This window comes from Prevotella sp. C0209C1 (assembly GCF_056583855.1).
In genome coordinates, this window is the sequence record NZ_JBWPJP010000024.1 from 1 (window position 1) to 23,540 (window position 23,540).

The following is a 23,540-nucleotide window of genomic DNA, read 5'->3' on the forward strand; positions in this document are numbered from 1 at the left end:
TACAAAAACTTGCAGATATTTGCAAATAATTTATAGCATAATATACTATGAATCAGATGAATATTAGGCTTTTAAGGATGGACTATTTAGCAATAATATAAATGAAAATGATCCAATATTGTTCTGACAAACAAACCTAAAATGAAATGTAACTAAAAAAGATATACATAATATAAATAGCGATAAATAAAACGCTTATCGTTACTATTTTTTCTTATATTTTTTTTTGTTTTAATATTTTCCCATTTAGATTAAAGATAGTAAACAAGCCGTTTTCATAAGTCATAAAAGTAGGCTCATTACCACCTTTTGGAAATGTTATAGAGCCTGTATTAGCTATCAATATGTTTTTTTGCTTAGATAATTCCCAAAGATGAGTGTGGCCATATATAATAGCATCTATTCCTGCTTGTGGCATATGTTCTTTATTATATATATGCCCATGTGTAAGAAAAAGTTTTTTACCATTATCTACTATCAGTGTATAATCTGAAAGGACAGGGAAATGTAGTAACATTTGATCTACCTCAGCCTCACAATTACCACGCACTGCAATAATATCTTTTGCTCTTTTATTTAGCACAGCTACTATTCCAGGAGCATTAATACCCTCAGGGATAGTGTTGCGTGGACCATAATTAAGAATATCGCCTAATATGCATAGCATATCACAATGATTCTTATCATAGAAACTAAGTACCTTCTCAAGAGTAGGAAGACACCCATGTATATCTGAAACGAGTAAGTATTTCATAAAATACAAATATTTTATAATGAGTTGTGTGTTGTAAAATATAAATCTATATCATGTTTTATTAAATAAAATATATTATAAAAACAATATTACATCATATATAAATGATATATTCCACCTGCTAACATCTTAACAATACCTTTCATCTCTAAGCTAAAAAGTAATCCTGTGAGTTTTGAGAAAGGTATTCCTGATTGTATAGAAAGCATATTTATCTGAAGGTCGTTATGCTTTGTTAACGTCGTTATTATACGTTCTTCTTCTTCTGTAACATCGGGAAACAGTGTACGTTCTATACCCTTTTTTCGTGCTATATCAATTTTTGAAGTATCTTCCCATCCCATAGCTTGAACAAAATCGTAAGCACTGGTAATTAGATTTGCACAATTTTTTCTAATAAGGTTATTACATCCTTCACTATATTCAGACCCTACATTACCCGGAAAAGCAAATATTTCTCTATTATAGCTATGCGCTATACCACAAGTTATAAGACCTCCACCTTTTGATGCTGACTCTACGAGTATCGTAGCATCACAACATCCTGCTACAATTCTGTTTCTTTGTACAAAGTTGCGTGGTTTTGGTTGCGTCATAGACATATACTCGGTAAGTAACCCGCCTGTGTTTATCATTTCTATAGCTGTATCCTTGTGAGTAGAAGGATATAACATATCAAGCCCATGAGCCAAAACTCCTATTGTTTCAATACTATTTTCTATTGCAGCACGATGTGCGTAAATGTCTACTCCATATGCTAAACCACTATAAATAACTATCTGTGGACATAAGCTTTTTAGCTCTTTTACAAAAGAGCGAATAAGATCCTTACCATAATTAGTACAATGGCGTGTTCCAATGATGTTTATACATCGTAATGGGTTAAGACTTGCTTTACCCTTATAAAATAACAATAGTGGCGCATCGGGACACTCTTTTAACCGCTGCGGATAGTCAGCATCATTAAAAGTAAATACCCTTATCCCTTTTTTTTCTATAAATTCTAACTCTTTCTCTACTCTTTCTCTAAACAAGTCGATATTCTTCAATGCTTCTATAAGAAAATTAGAAGCATCAGGGATTATATCTTTAATATTATCCTTATGATCTATTATTTGTGAAGCATTCTCTGCTCGTTTATAAAGGTTTAATAACTCTGCTTGGCGAAAGAGTGCCAAGCGAGATAGAAGCATAGTATTTATCGTTTCGGTAGATAACATTTTTTATATAATACTATCGACTTTACACCTTTATTTAAGTACTCCCGAAAAAGCCTTATCATAATCTTCACTCCAACCTAATTTTCCATTTATCAAGGTAACAAGGTCGACATCAGCATGAAAACACAACTTTTCATCATTAGCACGATAAAGATCGTGATTAAAAACCCACCTTAATCCTTTTTTTGTTAACCCCATTCGAGAGATAAACTCATCATCACAACGAAGTGGCACTTTATATGTTAGTGCCATACGGGCTACTACTGCATCAACCCCTTTATCATGTAAATCGGAAAAACTAACACCCAGCGACTTTAGAAAACGGTGTCTGGTATGCTCTGTATAATGCAGATAATTAGCATTATTTACTATACCTTGTATATCACATTCATAGTCGCGAACCTCCATTCTGGTTTCAAAAATATAATTATTTTCTTTCATCGTTATAATTGTTAATAATATTTTTTATATATACTATATTCTCTTTAAATATTGATAACCTATTCTGCATCGCAAACAATCCTTACTATCACAATATTTTTTCTTAAGATGTATAAGAGCTTGTGAATCTCCTGCTGTTTCTATTTTTAAGCCTACATCACGCCACATACGAACAATATTGTTGTTTTCAGCGTTAAGCTGATCTAACAAAGAGAAGGCTTTTTCTATTAATAGGCTATTATCTTTGTAATGTCCGTAAGCAAAGAGTATTGGCACTATTGTGTTTATAATTATCACATCAATAGAATTACTTGATAAATGCTTCTTCTTCTCAGTGCTTTCTGCCCCAAAAGTGTAGTGTGTTTGCCAATATTTACTAACTTCTGTTTGTAAAATTTTTCTCAATTCTTTTATAGTTTCACACGAAATAATATTTGACAAACCTGCTTTTTTACAGAAATATAAATATGATAGCTGTGCTATCTTTATATGAGGAAAGTTTTGAGGGCGCAATCGAAGGAATTTCCATAAGGAATAAGATATTGGCTTTGCTCCAAACTTATGCGACAAAAAAGAAAATTCACTACTCAGTTGCTTATAATAATCTTGTTTTATAGCTTCTTCTCTATAACGTTCTGGTATTGAAAGAGGATCGAGCAAACCAGCCATTCCTAAGAAGAACGATTCTATTTGTAGAAGATTATCACGATGATGTCCTACTGTTTTTTGTAAAGAGAATTGTTTAGCCCACTGTTCAAAAACCTCACCATTAATACCAAAACCATAGTTTCTTGCTAAAGTTACAAAATAAGCATCTTCCCACGAACCATCCATTTGCTTTACTCTCAAGACAATATCTTCTGCCTTTTGCTCTAAACGTTCTGTTTGTAAAACACTCATCCAAGAATGAAGAGTTATTGTAGAAAGCGAAGGAATAATCTTATAACATGGTGGATAGGTATCGTTTTTTATTAACTCTTCATAGTTTTGTCTTACCTCTTTTGGTATTTCTAATTTTATTTGTGGTGGATTATTACCCGAAAGAGTTTGCACCTCAGTGTCTATAGTACTTGCAACATGTAGTATTACATTGTTATAGTTTACATCAAGATGATGTTTATGCAAATACCAATCAGTAGATTTTTCATGTATCTCTACATTTCCTACCCATAATGTATTATCTATTTTTATCTTTGCATTAAAGAAATCGGGTCCTGCGTCAGTGTTTAGCAAGCCCGTGTCAATTACTTCCACTATCTCGTTGTTAGTAGTTCGTAATCCTATAAGTGGGAAAAGCTTATGCTTCCATACATAATGGAGTAACTGTTCCATTTAGATTTTAATAATTTAAAGAGGTTGACAAAAATACAAATAAAATCTAATAAAATAACTCCTTTCATTATATTATTTCTTATCATTGAAAAAAATATAATTAGCTATAAGTTATTACAAGTAAAAAAACTTCAGCTTACTAAAGTCTTCTTATAGGTTTTCATAAAAACAATATCATTCCATTAATAATATACCTTTTTATCTATGTATAACAATTTATACAGAAAACTACTTTTTTGTACACCTCTTGTATAATGTTTAATCTTAGCAGGCACTTAAAATAAGTTATTTTTTTTGTGATATGTATCAAACTACTTACCTTTGTATATTATTAAATAAAAGGAAATATGAAGATAGCACTTATAGGTTACGGCAAAATGGGGCATATGATAGAACAAATTGCTCTTAATCGTGGACATGAAATAGTAAGCATCATTGATGTAAATAATATAGAAGATTTTGACTCTCCTGCTTTTGCTTCAGCTGATGTAGCAATAGAATTTACTAATCCTAAAGCTGCTTATGATAATTACCTTCGTGCTTTTGCACATAATATAAAAGTGGTAAGTGGTTCTACTGGGTGGATGAATGACCATAAAAACGACGTGGAACGTCTTTGTAAAGAAGAAGGAAAAACTCTTTTTTGGGCAAGCAATTTTTCTATAGGAGTGGCTATTTTCTCTGCTGTAAATCGCTATTTGGCTAAAATTATGAATAATTTTCCACAATATGATGTCGAAATGGAAGAGGTTCATCACATTCATAAGCTTGATGCACCATCAGGAACAGCAATTACTTTAGCCGAGGAGATAATAGATCGTATAGATCGTAAAAACAAATGGGTAAAAGGTGTACAACACTTAGCCGATGGTACTGTTATAGAAAGTTGTAACATAAAAGACAATGAGCTTCCCATTGCCTCTATACGTACAGATGAAGTTCCTGGTATTCATACTATCACCTACGATTCTAAAGCCGATCAAATAACCATCACTCATGATGCTCATAACAGACAAGGTTTTGCTTTAGGGGCAGTACTTGCAGCAGAATATACTAAAAATCACGAGGGATTACTTACAACAAGCGATTTGTTTAAGTTTTAAACATCATGTTATAATAACATTACTTCTTAAGAGATAAGTACATATCTTTTTTATAACAAAACAAAAAAGACAAATGATAGATAAAGAAAAAGCAAAGCTCAACCCACGAAAACAGTGGATAAAGTTTATTTTTGTAACTATTCTCTATTTACTTTTCCTATACTGGGTAGGCTCATGGTGGGGATTGATAGTGTTACCTTTTATATATGACATTTATATTTCTAAAAAGATAAGATGGCAATGGTGGAAAGAAGCAGAAGGTCCTGTTCGGTTTATAATGAGCTGGATAGATGCTCTTGTATTTGCTCTTGTTGCAGTATATTTTATTAATCTGTTCTTCTTTCAGAATTATGTTATCCCCTCTTCATCGTTAGAAAAATCTCTTCTTACAGGTGATTATCTCTTTGTTTCAAAGGTTAGCTACGGTCCTCGCATACCAGAAACACCGCTTACAATGCCTCTCACGCAGCATACTCTACCTATCTTTAACTGTAACAGCTACATAGAATGGCCTCATTGGGAATATAGACGTGTAAAAGGATTTGGCAAAGTAAAGATAAACGATATTGTAGTCTTTAATTACCCTGCAGGCGACACCATCATGAGTAATCCTAATTACTCTGCGCAAGATTATTACCAAACAGCCTACACCTTAGGAGAGAGCCTTATGGCACAACAAAATCCAAATATCAATCTCGCACATATGTCCCTTTTGCAACAACGTGCTTTTTTTACAAAAGCATATGAAAAGGGTAGAAGCTATATTGTTAACAACCCTGCTATATACGGAGTACTTGAAACACGTCCTACAGATCGCCGCGAGAACTATGTGAAACGCTGTGTTGGACTACCTGGGCAAATATTACAGATAAAGAACAGAATAGTATATATTAATGGTAAAGCTAACAAAGAGCCTGAACATGTACAATATACTTATTTCATTAAATGGAAAGGTATCACTACCACAGAACTGGCAGATGAAAATAATGCCGACTTTAGAAAGGCAAACGGCATAAGCAATGAAGATATTTCAAGTTTGGCACGTTTACATGGATATGATCTTGAAAGTGGATTAGTATTAAATAGTAATGTGTTACGCCAGTTTGATGGATATATGCCACTCACAAAACATGCTATTGCTGCGCTTAAGAAAAAAGGTTGGTTAGCAGCTATTCGTCCTGTAACAGATAAAGATATATATAATGGGCCAAACTATCCTCTTAACGCTTATACTAACTGGAGTAGAGATAACTTTGGACCTATTTGGATACCTCAAAAAGGTAAAAGTATTAAGCTAACCTTAGCTAATCTACCTGTTTATGAGCGTTGTATTAAGGTGTATGAAAACAACAATTTAAAGGTTAAAGGCAATAAGATATTTATTAATGGTAAGCAAACAAACAGCTATACCTTTAAAATGGATTATTATTGGATGATGGGAGACAATAGGCATAATTCTGCCGATAGCCGTTATTGGGGGTTTGTACCTGAAGATCATATAGTAGGAAAGCCTATTTTTATCTGGTGGAGTAGTGATCCTGACTATAAAGGTCTTGGCTCTATTCGTTGGAATCGCTTGTTTACTTGGGTTGATAATATTAAATAATTATCAGTATGATATATATTATACTATAATTATATGGATAAGGTCTTACTCAGTACCACTTATTTTGGACCAATACAATGGTATCAAAAAATTTATCGATATAAAATTGTTGCTATAGAGCAATATGAATATTTTTTGAAGCAAACATATCGTAATAGATGTGTGATACCTACCACTAATGGTGAGCAATCTCTAACCATTCCTGTGGAAAAGTTTGAACATACAAAATGTTTAATACGCGATGTACGCATAAGCGATCATGGCAATTGGCAACGTATCCATTGGAATGCACTAAAATCAGCTTATGGTGAAAGCCCCTTCTTTGAATATTACGAAGATGATATATATCCATTTTTTAAAAAGAAATGGAGTTTTCTTTTTGATTTTAATATAGAAATAACATATAAGATATGTGAGTTATTAAACATTTCGCCTAATATCACCTTCACTGACGAATATGTTTCCAATCCATATAACGATACAACAGATTTGCGTGAGGCTATTCGCCCTAAGCATCCACTTATCGATTATGATTTCATACCGCAGCCTTATTATCAAGTATATAAGCAAAAGTATGGTTTTAAGCCTAACATGAGCATTATAGACTTATTGTTTAATGAAGGTAATGAGGCTATTTTTTATTTATAACCATACCAAATAACCATATAGAAACAAGACTTGTTTGATATGTAAATATTAAACAAGTCTTGCTATTATATATAACAATAAGTATTCTTTATTTTGTCATTTGCTTTATTTATCTAATTTCCATGATACTCCATCTTTTGTATCTTTTACCTGAAAACCTGCCTCTGAGAGAGCGTTACGTATCTGATCGCTTACTGCCCAATTCTTTTCTGCTTTAGCTTTTGCTCGAAGCTCTAATACCATATCTACCACTTTACCAAAAGCTTCTTCACGCGCTTCATTATTTATACTACGCTCATTGCGCAAACCAAGTATATCAAAAGCAAAAATATTCATTACTTCTGTTAGCTCTTTACTATCGCTTAATGATATCTGTGCTTTATGGTCTATCAAAAGATTTATAACATGACAAGCCTCAAACAATAAAGAAATAACGGCTGGTGTCATCAGATCATCATTCATCGCATCATAACACTTCTTACGTAAACTATTTACAAACATCTTTGTATTAGCGTCCGATTCGGTAGATGTTTGTATTTTTTTAAGGTCTTCGATACCATTTATGAGCTTTTCATAACCTTTTTGTGCAGCCTTTAAAGCATCGTTAGAAAAATCGACAGTACTTCTATAATGTGCAGAAATTATAAAGAAACGAATAGTCATAGGTGAGTAAGCTTGATCTAAACTCTTATGTTTACCTGAGAAGAACTCATTAAGAGTAATAAAGTTTCCCAACGACTTACCCATCTTCTGCCCATTAATGGTTATCATGTTATTATGCATCCAATATTTCACCATATCATCTCCTTGAGAAGCCACTGCTTGTGCTATCTCGCACTCATGATGTGGGAAAACAAGATCTATGCCTCCGCCATGTATATCAAAATGATTCCCTAAATATTTACGCCCCATAGCAGTACATTCACAATGCCAACCAGGAAATCCTTCGCTCCATTGTGATGGCCAACGCATAATATGTTCTGGCATTGCACGTTTCCATAATGCAAAGTCCACCTGATTTCTTTTCTCACTGACACCTGCTAACTCACGTGAATTATTAATCATATCATTAAGATTACGCCCTGACAAAACACCATATTTATGCTTTTCATTAAACTTTGCTACGTCAAAATATACACTTCCATTACTTTGATAAGCATAACCATTATTTATAATCTCTTCTACTAATTGTTCTTGCTCTATGATATGACCCGTAGCGTGAGGCTCTATACTGGGAGGTAACACATTGAGAGCATGCATAGCATCATGATAACTATTAGTATAATGCTGTGCTATCTCCATAGGTTCCAGTTGTTCGAGGCGTGCTTTTTTAGCTATTTTGTCGTCTCCCTCATCAGCGTCATGCTCTAAATGCCCCACATCGGTAATATTTCTAACATATCTCACCTTGTATCCTATGTGCTGAAGATAGCGAAACAGTATATCAAAAGTAATTGCTGGACGTGCATGCCCTAAATGTGGATCACCATATACTGTAGGTCCGCATACATACATACCTACATGAGGTGCTGCTATAGGTTGAAATAACTCTTTCTTACGATGAAGTGTATTATAAATAACTAAATCTTGCATAGTGCTGTTCTATTTTATCTTTTATTGCAAATTTACATAATTACTTCATAAAATCCAAATAAGCTTTTGCAAACTCCCATATTACTATACCTGCAGTAGTACTTACGTTAAGTGAATGTTTTGTACCAAACTGTGGTATTTCTATACTATTATCGCTAAGATCTACTACTGTTTGCTTTACACCTTTAACCTCATTGCCCATTATTATAGCATATAAAGAGTGAGGGGTAAGTATTTTGGAAAGATCTTGTAGCTTAACAGAACCTTCTACTTGCTCTACACAGTATACATAATAGCCCTGGTCATGTAATGCGACAATAGCATCTTCGGTACGAGTAAAGTATTTCCATTCTACAGAATCTTCTCCTCCAAGTGCTGTCTTATGAATTTCAGCATTTGGAGGTGTTGCTGTAATACCACAAAGATATACAGCCTTTATACGAAAAGCATCACCTGATCTGAATATACTTCCTACATTATATAAGGAGCGAACATCATCAAGCACTACTACAAGGGGTAATTTCTTAGCTTCTTTAAATTCTGCAAGCGATAACCGCTGCATCTCTATGGTGCGTAGTTTGCGCATTTTTTCTTTATTATTGCTTTGTGCTAAAGGCTATGGAATATGCCTTAATTTGTTTAACCATAGATAAAAGTCCATTACTACGTGTCGGACTTAAATGTTGTCTAAGTCCTATCCTCTCTATAAAATATAAGTCGGCTTCCATGATTTCTTTAGGAGTATGCCCACTTAGCACACGTATTAACAGAGCTATAATGCCTTTAGTTATAAGTGCGTCAGAATCGGCTGTAAAGAAAAGCTTACCATCTTCATAATCGCATTGTAACCAAACACGACTCTGACAGCCATCAATAAGATTTTGCTCACTTTTATATTTTTCGTTCAGAGGCGACAGATCGTTACCAAGATCTATAAGCATTTGGTATCTATCCATCCAATCATCAAACTCTTCAAATTCTTCTATCACTGCATCTTGAGCTTCATTTATAGTCATATTCTTTTAGTTTTTAATCGTTGATATCCACTTTATCTATTCTAAACAATTTATCATTGGGACGTACTTTGTTGGGAACAGGTATTGAAACACGTGTGCCTTGCTCGGCTTTCTCTACAGGCTGAAGATCAAAACGTATCTCTTCTGCATTTAAATACATAGCCCCCGTAGTAGGTCCTGTTATTAAAAGTTTGTCGCCTTTTGTAAAAGTGTTACTCTGAACAGACACTTCGGCAACACCTATTTTTGAAAAAAACTTTATCACCTTACCCACCTGAACCTTCTTTTCTGTAGCTTTATTACCATAATTCTTAGTCCATTCTCCTAACTTTTGTCCTTGATAATAACCGTCCCAAAAGCCACGATTAAAGACTCGCGACAAACGTTCATCGAGTTCCTTTTTCTTTTCTTCGGTATATGTACCACTAAGCGTAGCCTCAATAGCTTCCTTATAACAACTTACTACAGTATAAACATATTCAGGCCCTCTTGCGCGTCCTTCTATTTTAAACACTCTTACCCCAGAGTCCATCATACGATCAATAAAACGAACAGTCTTTAAATCTTTCGGGCTCATTATGTACTTATTATCAATTTCCAATTTATTACCCGTTTCATTATCTGTAACAGTGTATGACCGACGACATATTTGCGTACATTCACCACGATTAGCAGAACGATTGTTATCATGTAAGCTCATATAACATTTGCCTGAAACAGCCATACAAAAAGCTCCATGACAAAACATCTCTATTCGTATAGGCTCACCTTTAGGACCTGTTATGTTCTGTTCTAATATCTTTCGATGTATCTCTTTTACTTGATCCATATTCAATTCTCGTGCCAATACTGCTACGTCAGCAAACTGTGCGTAAAATTTTAATGCATCAATATTAGAAATATTAAGCTGAGTTGATAGATGTACTTCCATTCCTACCTGCCTACAATACATCATTACAGCTACATCACTGGCTATTACTGCAGTAATATTAGCATCTTTTGCTGCATCAATAATTTCGTGCATAGTGTTAATATCTTCGCCATAAATAACTGTGTTTACTGTAAGGTAAGTTTTTATATTCTTTTCACTACAAGTAGAAGCTATTTCTTTTAAATCGGTTGTGTTAAAATGATTAGCTGAGTGAGAACGCATATTTAGCTTCCCTATACCAAAATAAATAGAATTTGCCCCTGCTTTAATAGCAGCAGCGAGCGACTCCCTCGAACCTACAGGAGCCATTATTTCATATTCGCCAATGTTATCTACCATTATCCTATTGTTGTTATCTAATTCTCTGCAAAGGTACAGAAAATGACCTTACATTAACAATATTAACACCTAAAATACTACAATTCTAATAAAGTTTACACTTAATTAATAGCAATAATAGCTAAGGTTGTAAAAAGCAAGATCTAAACCTTTCGTGGGACCGCAAGTAACAGGGGGCATGCAGAAAGTGATACCTTTACATAATAAAAGTTTATCTGAAAGTATAAACTTTTACTAAAAAATCAAATTCTTTGCTACTAATATTTTTTTTTGCTTAAATTTGTTGCAATTTCAATAAATAAAACTAAACCTTATGAAACGAACTTTTTCAATTTTATTTTTAGCATTTTTGCTTTGTTCATGTTCACAAACCGAGTCTACAGATACACAGGAGCCCTCTCAAATGATTGAGGTTAGTATGACAAGAAGCGATTTCAATCTTGCGTATCAAAAGATTAGTTCTATTGTTCATGTGGGAACTAGAGTTTCTGCAAATATGTTAACAGAAGAAAAGGCAAAAGAAGTTTTTAAACCATTTACCGAGGAAGGACTAGCTATAAGAGAACAATTAATGCAAAGTTCCGACTTTCAAGAGTTAAGTGAAAGTGAACAAGAATCTATCAAGCAGTTATCTGAAAGTCAATTAGCAGCAATGGTTGTAATCTTTTCGAGTTTATCCGAAACAACTACAGACAAACCTATTGATCCAAAAGATCTAATTCCATCCGAAAGGATCACAGCAGAAAAAGTAGGACGATGCGCTTTGAGCGCAAGTGGTATTACTGAGATACGTGATATACTTAGGAAGTCAATTACTGATTCTGGATTATATAATATCGTAAAAGGGACTAAAATGCTTATCAACGCAAAGACCCTTGGACAAATGGCAAAAGCTATAGCAAAAAGATACCTAGGCTATATTGGAGTTGCTATTTTCATTTATGATTTTTCTAAATGCCTGTACGATGCTAACCACAATATGGAAATAACTTCTGATTCAAGAGATGAAACAACGCATCCCAATGGTCGTATCCCTCAATCAGGTGTTCCAAGTAGTAGTTATATAGATTCTATAAAAAGCAACACACCTAAAAATACCACTACTTCAATAGATCCCTATGCATCTATAAATGGTAGTACACATTCAAATAGTAGTACACATTCAAATAGTAGTACACCTATAGACGACATCAATACCCCTTACCATCCAACTATAGAGGAAATGACGCCTATAGAAAGTAATACAACAATAGAAGTCATACACCTATAGATTATTAATATTACAAGTTACTTTTGTAATACTACAAACTTTACGGCTATGAATTATAAGAAAATAAATGAAATATTATTAACATTATTTTACGTAGGTGGTCTTATCTACTATTTCTTTTTTGAAGATAATAGACTTTTCGAAATAATATTATTTATAGTTGGTGCTCTATTCTTTATTTCTTCATTTGTAGTAATTTACTCTTTGCTAAGAGCTAATGATATGAACTGGCGACAAACAATAAAGGAAAATAGAAGTTATTTGCTTTGGGACATTCTACCATATATTGCTATTTTGGGCTGTAACATTATCGGTTTCATTATATATAAATTTATTGCTGACAACTAAAAGTTCTTAGAAACCTAAAAAATGAGGATGTGCAAAACTTAAGGTAATCCTGAAAGTTTAGTTGTCCAACTTTCAGGATTAACCTCAAACCTCTTTTTTGAAAGTCCTTGCTCTTAATTTGTAATAAAGCAAGCCTAGCCTATATAAACTCCGTTATATTTACCTTGATTACAGAAGGTAAATATAACTTTTTTGAAATTGCCTATTTGCAAAGTATTTACTACCTTTGCAAGCTAAATATTAAGTAAAGGGAACGAATGAAAAAACTCTATATAGAAACTTATGGCTGCCAAATGAATGTGGCAGATTCTGAGGTTGTAGCATCTGTAATGAAAATGGCAGGATATGACGTTTGTGAAAAAGAAGATGATGCAGATGCTATATTTATTAATACTTGTTCAATACGTGAGAATGCAGAGAACAAAATATATAACCGTCTTGAGTCTTTACACGCAGAGAAACGCAAGGGTAGGGATCTTATCTTAGGAGTATTAGGCTGTATGGCAGAGCGTGTAAGAGATGACTTAATAGATAATCATCATGCTAATCTTGTTTGTGGTCCAGACTCTTATCTCAACCTTCCTGATATGATAGCACAATGTGAAAATGGCAATAATGCATGCGATATAGAGCTTTCTACAACAGAGACTTACCGTAACATTATACCACAACGTATAGGAGGTAATAAGGTTTCAGGCTTTGTCAGTATTATGCGTGGTTGTAATAATTTCTGCCATTATTGTATAGTTCCCTTTACACGAGGCAGAGAACGTTCACGCGATGTAGAAAGTATACTTCAAGAAGTAAACGATTTGAAAGAGCGTGGTTTTAAGGAGGTAACCTTGCTTGGGCAAAATGTTAATTCGTATGGTCTGCTTCCTAATGGCAAGCGTCCAAAGAATGGCACTTCATTTGCAGAACTATTACAAAAGGTAGCACAAAGTGTTCCAAATATGCGGGTAAGATTTACGACCTCTAACCCTGAAGATATGACAGAGGATATTCTTCATGTTGTAGCTCAAGAGGATAACCTTTGCAACCATATCCACTTTCCTGCACAAAGCGGTAGTAATACTGTTTTAAAAGATATGAATCGCAAATATACACGTGAAGAGTATTTAGAAAAAGTAGCTGCCATACGGTCTATTATACCTAACTGTGGGCTAACCACGGATATCTTTGTGGGGTATCATAATGAGTCTATTGAGGATCACCATCAAACTCTCGATTTAGTGCGTGAAGTGGGATTCGACTCTGCTTTTATGTTTAAATACTCAGAGCGTCCAGGAACATATGCAGCTAAACATCTACCTGACAATGTTTCTGAGCAAGAAAAGATACGTAGACTAAACGAGCTTATCCATTTGCAAACGCAAATTTCTGCAGAACAAAACAAGAAAGACGAGGGTAAGGAGTTTGATATTTTAATAGAACGATTTGGAAAACGTAGTCATGATCAGTTAATGGGACGCAACCCACAAAACAAAGCTGTAGTTATCCCTAAAGGTAAACACCATATTGGCGACACTGTTCATGTACGCATTATAAGCTCTACGAGTGCTACATTAATAGGAGAAGAGGTTTAAAATAAGTTAGAATAGAATGAAAAGATATTTATTTATTTGCAGTTCTATTCTAAATATTATATATTTGTGGAGGTTATGAATGAATTTATAAAAGTATTACGCCGTTTTGTACCACCTTACAAGAAGTATCTTGTAATGTCGATCATATTCAACATACTATCAGCGTTATTGAATGTATTTTCTTTTGCAACATTAATACCTATTCTTCAGATTTTGTTTAAGGTGGATTCTGGTACGAGCACTACACACGCCATACCTTGGAACAGCATCAATTCATTAGATTCACTTGAAAAAGTTGTTTCAAATAACTTCGATTACTATACGCAGATTTATATTACCAGTTGGGGACCTACCACTACTTTATTAATCATAGGGCTTACGCTTGCTGCTATGACTTTTCTTAAAACAACATCCTACTTTCTATCCTCAGCTTACATTATTCCTATAAGAACAGGCGTTGTCAGAGATATTCGTAATCAGCTTTATAAGAAAATAACATCTCTATCATTAGGATTTTTTAGCGAAGAGCGCAAAGGGGATATTATTGCACGCATGAGTGGTGATGTACAAGAGATAGAAAATTCTATTATGTCATCACTGGATATGCTATTTAAAAATCCTATTTTAATCATTATTTATTTCACTACACTTGTTACTATTTCATGGCAGCTTACATTGTTCACCATAATCTTTGTTCCTATTTTTGGCTGGTTTATGGGTTTTATAGGGCGTAAGCTAAAACAAAATAGTATCATGGCACAAGCTCTTTGGAGCGATACCATGAGTAGAGTAGAAGAAACTTTGGGCGGGCTTCGCATAATAAAAGCTTTTTGTGCTGAAGACAAAATGAACGAACGTTTCAATAAAGTAAACTCACAATATCGTGATGATATTACAAAGGTTAATATAAGACAACAGATGGCACACCCCATGAGTGAGTTTTTAGGTACGGTTATGATTATTGTTGTATTATGGTTCGGTGGTATGTTAGTACTTGGGCAATATCCTGTAATCAGTGGTCCTACCTTTATCTATTACCTTGTAATACTTTATAGTATAATAAATCCACTAAAAGAGTTTTCCAAAGCAAGTTATAATATCCCTAAAGGTCTTGCTTCTATGGAACGTGTTGATAAGATACTAAAAGCAGAAATAAGCATTAAAAGCCCCGAAAAACCACTTTCTATTAATAGCTTTGAACATCAGATAGAGTTTAAGAATGTCAGTTTTGCTTATAGTGATAAATATGATGCCGAAGGTAAACCTATATTACATTGGGTGCTAAAAAATATTAACCTTACCATTCCAAAAGGTAAAACCATAGCATTGGTAGGGCAGAGTGGTAGCGGAAAGTCTACTTTACTTGATTTAATTCCTCGTTATTATGATGTACAAGAAGGCGAAATACTTATTGATGGTATAAATATTAAAGATCTTAGTGTACATAATTTACGCCAATTTATAGGTAATGTGAATCAGGAAGCTATACTTTTTAATGATTCTTTTCGTAATAATATAGCCTTTGGAGTAGATGAAGTAAGTGAAGAACGGATAATAGATGCAGCAAAGATAGCTAATGCACATGAGTTTATTTTAGCAAGTGAGAAAGGATATGATACAAATATAGGAGACCGTGGAGGACGCCTTTCTGGTGGTCAAAGACAAAGAGTAAGTATTGCCCGGGCTATTTTGAAAAATCCTCCTATACTTATTCTCGATGAAGCAACTTCTGCTTTAGATACAGAAAGCGAACGTCTGGTGCAAGATGCACTATTTCGCTTAATGAAAACTCGTACTACTATTGCTGTAGCTCATCGCTTATCTACAATAAAAAATGCAGATGAAATATGCGTACTACATGAGGGGCAAATAGTAGAACGAGGCACACATGACGAACTAATGAGCATAGATGGCTACTATAAAAAGCTACATGATATGCAGGAAATATAATAAAAAATATGCTTAAATTACTAAAAACAAATTCACAAAGATGTATCTTTGCACCTTTAATAAGCGTGATACTTAACCTTATTATTGCCTTTGCTATATATTTTATAGCAAGAATAGAATTTTTATTAGAAAATTATAGCTATTTTTCAGAGGGTATTTCCACATCTAACTTAGTATCAATATTTTTTGGAGGATATATCTTCGATCGCTCTGCGATAGCATATACCAATATTTTTTACATTGTTTTGATGCTCTTCCCTCTATGGATAAAAGAATGTAAAGCATACCATTTGATATGCAAATGGATATTTATTATTATCAACTCCTTTTGCTTTATTCTAAACCTTTGCGACTCTGTATACTTCCCTTACACTCTGCGTCGCACCACTATTAGTGTGTTCCATGAGTTTAGTAACGAAAATAATCTTGCTGATGTTTTCATAGGAGAGATGCTTGTTCACTGGTATTTAATCTTGCTTACCATTATAGTTGTTTTCCTTTTATGGCGCCTTTATGTTACTCCCCATATATCGGCAAATCTTTATTCATCTATAAAAGCTAAGATAAAGTTTGGTATAGTACAGCTTTTATGTTTAGCTTGTATTACACCGTTTATAATAAGCTGGTGCCGTGGAGGTTTTGCTTCAAGTATTCGGCCTATAACAATAAACAATGCCAATGAATATGTTAAACGTCCTACCGACTGTGCCTTAGTACTTAACACTCCATTTTCTTTAATCAGAACAATTGGCAAAGATGTCTTTAAAGTACCTAATTATTTTGCTAATATAAAAGAAGCTGAGAAAATTTTCAGTCCTATTCATTATCCAAAGCCAACACATCCGTTTAAAAAGAAAAATGTTGTTATACTTATCGTTGAAAGCTTTGGGCGTGAATATATAGGTGCTTTTAATAAAGATTTAGAAGGAGGTAAGTATGGATACACACCTAACGTAGATAAATTAATTAATAAAAGCATGGTTTTTAAATACTCTTTTTGCAATGGAAGAAAGAGTATTGATGGTATGCCTTCCATACTTTGTGGCATTCCAATGTTTAAAGAACCCTTTGTATTAACCCCTGCATCTATGAACAATTATACCAGTATGGCTGGTCTGTTAGCAGCTAAAGGATATAGTACATCTTTCTTTCATGGTGCCATTCGTGGGTCTATGGGGTTTCTTGCATTTTCTAAAAAAATAGGCTTTCAGCAGTATTATGGAAGACAAGACTATGACGCAGACCCACGTTTTGGCGGAGAAGACGATTTTGATGGACATTGGGGTATCTGGGACGAACCATTTTTACAATACTGGGCTGCTAAGATAGGAGAAATGAAACAGCCTTTTATGACCACTTGTTTCACTGTATCAAGTCATACCCCTTATGTTATTCCTGATAAATATAAGAATATATATAAAGAGGAAGGATTAGTCATTCATAAATGTATACGCTATACAGATATGGCTATAGGCAAGTTTTTTGCTGTAGCACAAAAACAACCTTGGTTTAAAAATACCATCTTTGTAATAACATCAGATCATACTAATCTGAGTGATCATAAACAATATCAAACAGATATAGGTGGTTTCTCTTCACCTATTATTATATATGATCCCAGCAAAGAAATAAAACCATGTATGAAAAATGGTATCGCCCAACAAATAGATATTCTTCCTACTGTGTTGAGTGCCTTAGGTTATGATAAGCCTTACTTATCCTTTGGTTGCGACTTGCTTACTACACCTATGAAAGAGACCTATGCCGTAAATTATCTAAACGGAATTTATCAATATTGTAAATATGGATATACACTTCAGTTTGATGGAAAACAAACAATAGGAATATACCGTTTAGACGATAAATTAATGCAGTATAATCTAAAAGGTAAAGTAAAAGAACAAGCTCAAATGGAAAAAGAGTTAAAAGCAATTATACAGCAATATATGTATAGAATGGTCCATGACAAACTGAAAGCTGGTAAATAATAAATATAGATAATATATATATAACCAAGACGTTTATGTTAAAAATTCTAATAAAGCAAACAATTTTTTGTTTGCTTTTTGCTGTAAAGTAATGTAATGTGTATATTTGTAACACATTATGTAGTTTATTTTAATGCTAAATCATAATTCAAACTTAATAAAAATGAAATTAAAACAATTGCTTTTATTGTCTTTTTGTTTTATAACAGGGATTATATCCGCTCAGCAAATGGGTACTATTCCTGCAAATAAGAACGTAAGACAGGGTAAATTAAGTAATGGTCTTACTTATTATATTTTACATAATGAGTGGCCAGAACATGTTGCTAACTTTTACATTGCGCAGCGGGTAGGGTCTATTCAAGAAAATGACAAACAACGCGGTTTAGCTCATTTCTTAGAACATATGGCTTTTAATGGTTCAGAACACTTCCCTGACTCTACATTATTAGAGTTTACTCGCAGCCTTGGTGTTGAGTTTGGTTCCGACCTAAATGCTTACACAAGCATTGATCAAACAGTGTATCGCGTATGCAATGTGCCAACAAAACGCCAAACAGCACTCGACTCTTGCTTATTGATTCTAAAAGATTGGTCGAATGGTCTAACACTTGCCGATAAAGAAATAGACAAAGAACGTGGTGTTATTCATCAGGAGTGGCAGCTTCGCTCAAACCCTATTATGCGTATATACGAACGTGTTCTACCTAAGATGTATCCCGGCTCTAAGTATGGTTACCGCTTGCCTATAGGCCTAATGAGCATAGTAGACAACTTTCCTTATAAAGATTTACGCGAATATTATAAGAAATGGTATCGTACAGACAACCAATGTATAATAGTAGTAGGCGATGTAGATGTAGATCATATTGAAGCACAAATAAAGAAGCTATGGGCTAATGTTACACTTCCTACAAATGTTGCCAAAGTAATAGATGAAAAAGTGCCTGACAACAAGAATGCTATCTATGTTGTTGATAAGGATAAAGAGCTGCAATACACCCTTATTGGCATTGCTATGAAGCATGACGTCTTCCCTGATGCACAAAAAAATGACCAAAGTTATTATATCGATACATATGCTAAAGATATTATAACAAATATGCTAAACCAACGTTTAAGCGATTTATCTCAAAAAGAAAACTGTCCTTTTACTAGTGCTGGTGCAAATGTAAGTAATTATATTTTATCAAAAACAAAGGACGCGTTCCAACTTAGTGCACGAGCTAAAGAAGGAAAAGACTTAGAAGCATTAGCTGCAATATATCGTGAAGCCCTACGTGTACGTCAATTCGGCTTTACTGCTACAGAGTATGAACGTGCAAAAGCTGATTTTTTGTCAGCAATAGAATCGGATTATTTAAATAGAACTAAGAAGAGTAACAATTCTTACGGTAACGAATTACGTGACCACTATTTATCTAATGAGCCTATTCCAAGCCCAGAAGATTATTATCACATAATGAAATCTTTAGTAGGACTCACAGCTTTAAACGTTAATGTAATAAACGCTTACGCTAAAGAGCTTATCTCTGACAAAGATAGCAATATGGTTAGCTACCTATTTGAACGTGAATTAGCTGGTAAAAAGTATATTACAGAAGCACAGATGGCACAAACTATTAAAAATGTACGTGCTGAAAAATTATCTGCTTGGGTAGATAATGTCAAGCAAGAACCATTACTTGATGAAACTAAATTACCTAAAGCAGGCAAAATTATTAAAGAAAAAGAGAACAAACTATTAGGTTACAAAGAGCTAACTTTAAGTAATGGTGCTAAGGTTATTTTAAAAAAGACCAACTATAAAGATAACGAAATACTCTTTGAAGCTTATTCTAACGGTGGTAAAAGTCTTTATGGAGCTAAAGATTATGCTAACTTACAGCTTTTTGAGCCTTATATGTCTACCGTGGGTGTGGGCAATTTTAGTAATCAGGAAATGCCAAAAGTATTGGCTGGCAAGCAAGTTTCTATAGAATTAGGCTTAGGGTTACAAACTCAAAGAATGAGCGGTTTTTCCGTTCCTAAGGATTTAGAAACAATGATGCAATTAGCTTACTTACATTTTACAGACTTACGTAAAGACGAATCTTCATTCTCTGCTGCTAAAGGTCAGCTTGAACAAGCTTTGAAAAACAAAGATTTAATGCCCGAAAGTGTCTTTTCTGACTCTTTATCTGTAACATTATACAATCATAATCTTCGCTTTGCCCCATTAACAGCAGCTACTTTGAAAAAAGCAAGTATGGACAGAGTTTTAGAAATATGGAAAGAGCGATTTGCTAACCCAGCACAGTTTACTTATATGTTTGTAGGCAACTTTGATGAAGCTGCACTTCGCCCACTTATAGAAAAATATATTGCTTGTTTCCCAGCTGCCAAGAAAGAAAATTATATTTATTTTGATCGTATTCCTAACGGCAAACGCATTAATAAGTTTACCCGTAAGTCTGAAACACCAAAGGCTATAGCTTTTGATATTTGGAGAAAAGAGTTAGCTAACACGTTAGATAATGATGTAATGACAGATGTAGCAGGTCAAATCCTCACAATGGACTATCTTAAGAGTATTAGAGAAGATGCAGGAGCTGCTTACTCTGTAGGTGCTAATGGGGATTTGGTAAGAGAAGGCAAGAAATTCTTTGCCCAGATTCAGGCTTACTGCCCAATGGATCCAGCTAAATCTACACTTGCAGTAAAACTACTTGATGAATGTTTCAAAAAGAATACTATAAAGGTAGATGATGACAAGCTACAAAAAATAAAGGATAGCATGCTAAAGAATGCTGATATCAATGCCAAGAATAATGGTTATTGGAAAAATATCTTAGAAGTCTTTGATGTTTACGGTGTAGACCTTTATACTAATTATAAGAATACTGTAAAAGGGTTAACATCGTCTAAGATGGCTAAATTTATTAAAGATCTTTACTCTGCCGACACTCATGTAGAAGTAGTTATGACTCCAGGCAAGTAAGATAAACATATTTTTCTTTCTTTGTTCACAACAAAGAAAGAACACATAAAAAGAGTTATCATTGTAGATAACTCTTTTTGTGCTTTTATAATATCCACCTAATCTTTTAAACAAAATTAAATATTCACTATTTTTTTACTTTATACTATTCGTTTTCTGTAACTTTGCATCTTAATATTTGAACTTTAGTAAAAGTAATTATGGCATATTTATTTTCATCAGAATCAGTTTCAGAAGGTCACCCAGATAAAGTTGCAGATCAAATAAGCGATGCTTTGTTAGATCAATTTTTAGCTTATGATAATAATGCACATTGTGCTATTGAGACATTTAACACAACAGGGCAGGTTATTATTATGGGAGAAGTACGCTCTAAAGAGTATGTTGATTTACAAACTGTAGCTCGTAAAACAATTAATAATATAGGCTATACTAAGGCTGAATATCAGTTTGATGGTAATAGTTGTGGTGTTTTATCAGCCATTCACGAGCAGAGTGACGACATTAATCGTGGTGTAGAAAATGGTGATGATGAAAATCAAGGAGCAGGCGATCAAGGCATGATGTTTGGTTACGCTTGTAACGAAACAGATAATTATATTCCTGTAACTTTAGACCTTGCTCATCTTCTTATGACTACTTTAGCAGCTATTCGTAAAGAAGGTAAGCTCATGACCTATCTTCGCCCCGACTCAAAGAGTCAGGTTACTGTTGAATATAGCGATGATAATATCCCACAGCGTATAGATACCATAGTGGTATCTACACAGCATGACGATTTCATTAAGCCTTCAGATAGCTCAAAAGAAGCTCAGTCTAAGGCAGATGAGGCTATGCTTGCAAAGATTCGTAAAGATGTTATTGAAATATTAATACCACGTGTTAAGGCTCAGATTACATCTACTAAGGTATTATCTCTTTTTAATGATAATATAAAGTACTTAGTAAATCCTACTGGTAAGTTTGTTATTGGTGGTCCTCATGGCGATACAGGTCTTACAGGTCGTAAAATAATAGTAGATACATATGGTGGTAAAGGTGCTCATGGTGGTGGTGCTTTTTCTGGCAAAGACCCCTCTAAGGTAGATCGCTCTGCTGCATATGCTTCACGTTATATTGCAAAAAACATGGTAGCAGCAGGTGTCAGCGATGAAATATTGGTACAACTATCTTACGCTATAGGTGTAGCAGAGCCTGTTAGTGTATATGTAAACACCTATGGACGTTCTAATGTACAATTATCAGATGGTGAGATTGCTGAAAAGATAAAGTCTATGTTTGATCTTCGTCCTAAGTCTATTGAGCGTACATTAAAGCTTCGCCAGCCTATGTATCTTGAGACAGCAGCTTACGGACATATGGGAAGAAAGAACCAAATAGTGAAAAAACATTTTGAAAGCCATTACCATGACAAAAAAGAAATGGAAGTAGAGCTTTTTACATGGGAGAAACTTGATAAAGTAGATGATATTAAAAAGATTTTCGGATTGTAACTAACTTTAATGGTAAATACCGATTCTCTTACCCTTCCTTCTACACTCTTGCTATCAAGAGTAGGTAGTACGAAAAAGGTAATGATGGATAAAAATTCTAAGAGCCAATCGCCTACCGATACTTTGGGAATAAGAGGTTTAAAGACGCCAAAGCCATTTAAACTTTCTAATTTGCATTTCGAAGAAGAAGGATATTTTAAGGGTAACAAATATTTTAAGCTCGAAAAGAACAGCGTTTGGTATGGTCCTGAGCTTGGCGACCCTGTACCATATACGCTAAGTACTGACAATACACTATCTGGTGTATTGTTGGTTTGTTTTATTTTGGCTATGTTCAGTTTTTCTGTTTCAAGAAGTTTTATAATCAGTCAGATACAAACTTTTTTTGGAGCATCACGTAGTATGCAAGTAAAAGCAGAAAGCATATCTGAAGGAAGGATAATGCCACTACTATTATTACAAACATCTTTACTCCTTGGTGTTATCTTTTTTATTATCTGGGGGCATATATCTGGGGCTGTATGTAATAATGATGCACAACTTGTCAAGATAGCTATATTCTTTGCCGAGTTTGTAGGTTATTTCATTATTAAACGTTTTTTTTACTCTGTAGTAAACTGGACTTTCTTTGAAAATGAGCAGAGCCGTAATTGGACAAAGGCACGTCTCTTTTTAAACACTATAGAGGGGATATTACTTTTCCCCTTGGTTTTGTTATTGGTATATTTCAATTTATCTTTTCATATAGCCATTATTTATAGTGCTTTCGTTGTCTTTTTTGTTAAAATCCTACAGCTTTATAAAAGCTATATTATCTTTTTCAGCAGAAGAACTATCAGTTTGCAAATAATTTTGTACTTTTGCACTTTAGAAATAATACCATTAATACTTTTATGGGGAGTTTTAACTCTAACAGGTAACTATTTGAATATAAACTTTTAG

The 23,540-nt window shown here is 34.0% G+C and carries 19 protein-coding genes; 11 read left to right on the forward strand and 8 right to left on the reverse strand.

Going from position 1 to position 23,540, the window contains the following annotated elements; all coding sequences use genetic code 11:
* Positions 1-214: 214 nt before the first annotated feature.
* The 4 genes from yfcE to AC1DCD_RS07275 form a co-directional block, all read right to left on the reverse strand.
* Complete coding sequence (gene yfcE / locus AC1DCD_RS07260; protein ID WP_019036025.1) at positions 215-754, reverse strand: phosphodiesterase; 540 nt, start codon at positions 752-754, stop codon at positions 215-217.
* 89 nt (positions 755-843) lie between these two features.
* Entirely contained in the window at positions 844-1,974 is a 1,131-nt protein-coding gene (dprA, locus tag AC1DCD_RS07265; RefSeq protein WP_019036026.1) for a DNA-processing protein DprA, read from the reverse strand.
* Between the two features lie 30 nt (positions 1,975-2,004).
* On the reverse strand, positions 2,005-2,415 hold the full coding sequence (locus AC1DCD_RS07270; RefSeq protein ID WP_008447222.1) for an acyl-CoA thioesterase: 411 nt from the start codon (positions 2,413-2,415) through the stop codon (positions 2,005-2,007).
* A gap of 33 nt (positions 2,416-2,448) precedes the next feature.
* On the reverse strand, positions 2,449-3,747 hold the full coding sequence (locus AC1DCD_RS07275) for a DUF2851 family protein (RefSeq protein WP_308533179.1): 1,299 nt from the start codon (positions 3,745-3,747) through the stop codon (positions 2,449-2,451).
* A gap of 347 nt (positions 3,748-4,094) precedes the next feature.
* Here AC1DCD_RS07275 and dapB point away from each other — a divergent pair, with 347 nt between their 5' ends.
* The 3 genes from dapB (at position 4,095) to AC1DCD_RS07290 (ending at position 7,104) form a co-directional block, all read left to right on the forward strand.
* A complete protein-coding gene (gene dapB / locus AC1DCD_RS07280) occupies positions 4,095-4,850 on the forward strand; it encodes a 4-hydroxy-tetrahydrodipicolinate reductase (RefSeq protein ID WP_464639240.1) in 756 nt (251 codons plus the stop codon).
* Between the two features lie 73 nt (positions 4,851-4,923).
* Positions 4,924-6,456 carry a signal peptidase I gene (gene lepB, locus AC1DCD_RS07285; RefSeq protein WP_464639242.1) on the forward strand — a complete coding sequence of 511 codons (1,533 nt, stop codon included), beginning with the start codon at positions 4,924-4,926 and terminating at the stop codon, positions 6,454-6,456.
* Positions 6,457-6,489: 33 nt separating this feature from the next.
* A complete protein-coding gene (locus AC1DCD_RS07290; RefSeq protein ID WP_464639244.1) occupies positions 6,490-7,104 on the forward strand; it encodes a WbqC family protein in 615 nt (204 codons plus the stop codon).
* Between the two features lie 105 nt (positions 7,105-7,209).
* Here the strand turns inward: AC1DCD_RS07290 and cysS are convergent, their stop codons facing one another.
* Genes cysS through AC1DCD_RS07310 form a run of 4 tightly spaced genes read right to left on the reverse strand, consistent with a single transcriptional unit; the run spans position 7,210 to position 10,983 of the window.
* Positions 7,210-8,697 carry a cysteine--tRNA ligase gene (gene cysS, locus AC1DCD_RS07295; RefSeq protein WP_464639246.1) on the reverse strand — a complete coding sequence of 496 codons (1,488 nt, stop codon included), beginning with the start codon at positions 8,695-8,697 and terminating at the stop codon, positions 7,210-7,212.
* Between the two features lie 40 nt (positions 8,698-8,737).
* Complete coding sequence (locus tag AC1DCD_RS07300; protein WP_008447395.1) at positions 8,738-9,283, reverse strand: RNA methyltransferase; 546 nt, start codon at positions 9,281-9,283, stop codon at positions 8,738-8,740.
* Positions 9,284-9,293: 10 nt separating this feature from the next.
* Positions 9,294-9,713, reverse strand: a complete 420-nt coding sequence (locus AC1DCD_RS07305; protein ID WP_008447315.1) for a SufE family protein — start codon at positions 9,711-9,713, stop codon at positions 9,294-9,296.
* A gap of 13 nt (positions 9,714-9,726) precedes the next feature.
* Positions 9,727-10,983, reverse strand: coding sequence for a peptidase U32 family protein (locus AC1DCD_RS07310; RefSeq protein WP_308532733.1), 1,257 nt, complete (start codon positions 10,981-10,983; stop codon positions 9,727-9,729).
* Between the two features lie 313 nt (positions 10,984-11,296).
* Here AC1DCD_RS07310 and AC1DCD_RS07315 point away from each other — a divergent pair, with 313 nt between their 5' ends.
* From AC1DCD_RS07315 to AC1DCD_RS07350, 8 genes are all read left to right on the forward strand, one after another.
* Complete coding sequence (locus tag AC1DCD_RS07315) at positions 11,297-12,253, forward strand: hypothetical protein (RefSeq protein ID WP_308532732.1); 957 nt, start codon at positions 11,297-11,299, stop codon at positions 12,251-12,253.
* A gap of 48 nt (positions 12,254-12,301) precedes the next feature.
* Complete coding sequence (locus AC1DCD_RS07320) at positions 12,302-12,601, forward strand: hypothetical protein (protein WP_308532731.1); 300 nt, start codon at positions 12,302-12,304, stop codon at positions 12,599-12,601.
* A 257-nt stretch (positions 12,602-12,858) separates the two neighbouring features.
* Entirely contained in the window at positions 12,859-14,187 is a 1,329-nt protein-coding gene (gene miaB, locus AC1DCD_RS07325; RefSeq protein ID WP_019036033.1) for a tRNA (N6-isopentenyl adenosine(37)-C2)-methylthiotransferase MiaB, read from the forward strand.
* Positions 14,188-14,262: 75 nt separating this feature from the next.
* A complete protein-coding gene (locus AC1DCD_RS07330; RefSeq protein ID WP_308532730.1) occupies positions 14,263-16,137 on the forward strand; it encodes an ABC transporter ATP-binding protein in 1,875 nt (624 codons plus the stop codon).
* Between the two features lie 8 nt (positions 16,138-16,145).
* A complete protein-coding gene (locus AC1DCD_RS07335) occupies positions 16,146-18,125 on the forward strand; it encodes an LTA synthase family protein (protein ID WP_464639250.1) in 1,980 nt (659 codons plus the stop codon).
* A 163-nt stretch (positions 18,126-18,288) separates the two neighbouring features.
* Positions 18,289-21,105: a M16 family metallopeptidase gene (locus AC1DCD_RS07340; RefSeq protein WP_464639252.1), complete on the forward strand. Its 2,817-nt coding sequence runs from the start codon at positions 18,289-18,291 to the stop codon at positions 21,103-21,105.
* 200 nt (positions 21,106-21,305) lie between these two features.
* Positions 21,306-22,598 (forward strand): methionine adenosyltransferase, encoded by a 1,293-nt coding sequence (metK, locus tag AC1DCD_RS07345; RefSeq protein ID WP_019036037.1) that lies wholly within the window; start codon positions 21,306-21,308, stop codon positions 22,596-22,598.
* Positions 22,599-22,607: 9 nt separating this feature from the next.
* Positions 22,608-23,540 carry a DUF4271 domain-containing protein gene (locus AC1DCD_RS07350; protein WP_019036038.1) on the forward strand — a complete coding sequence of 311 codons (933 nt, stop codon included), beginning with the start codon at positions 22,608-22,610 and terminating at the stop codon, positions 23,538-23,540.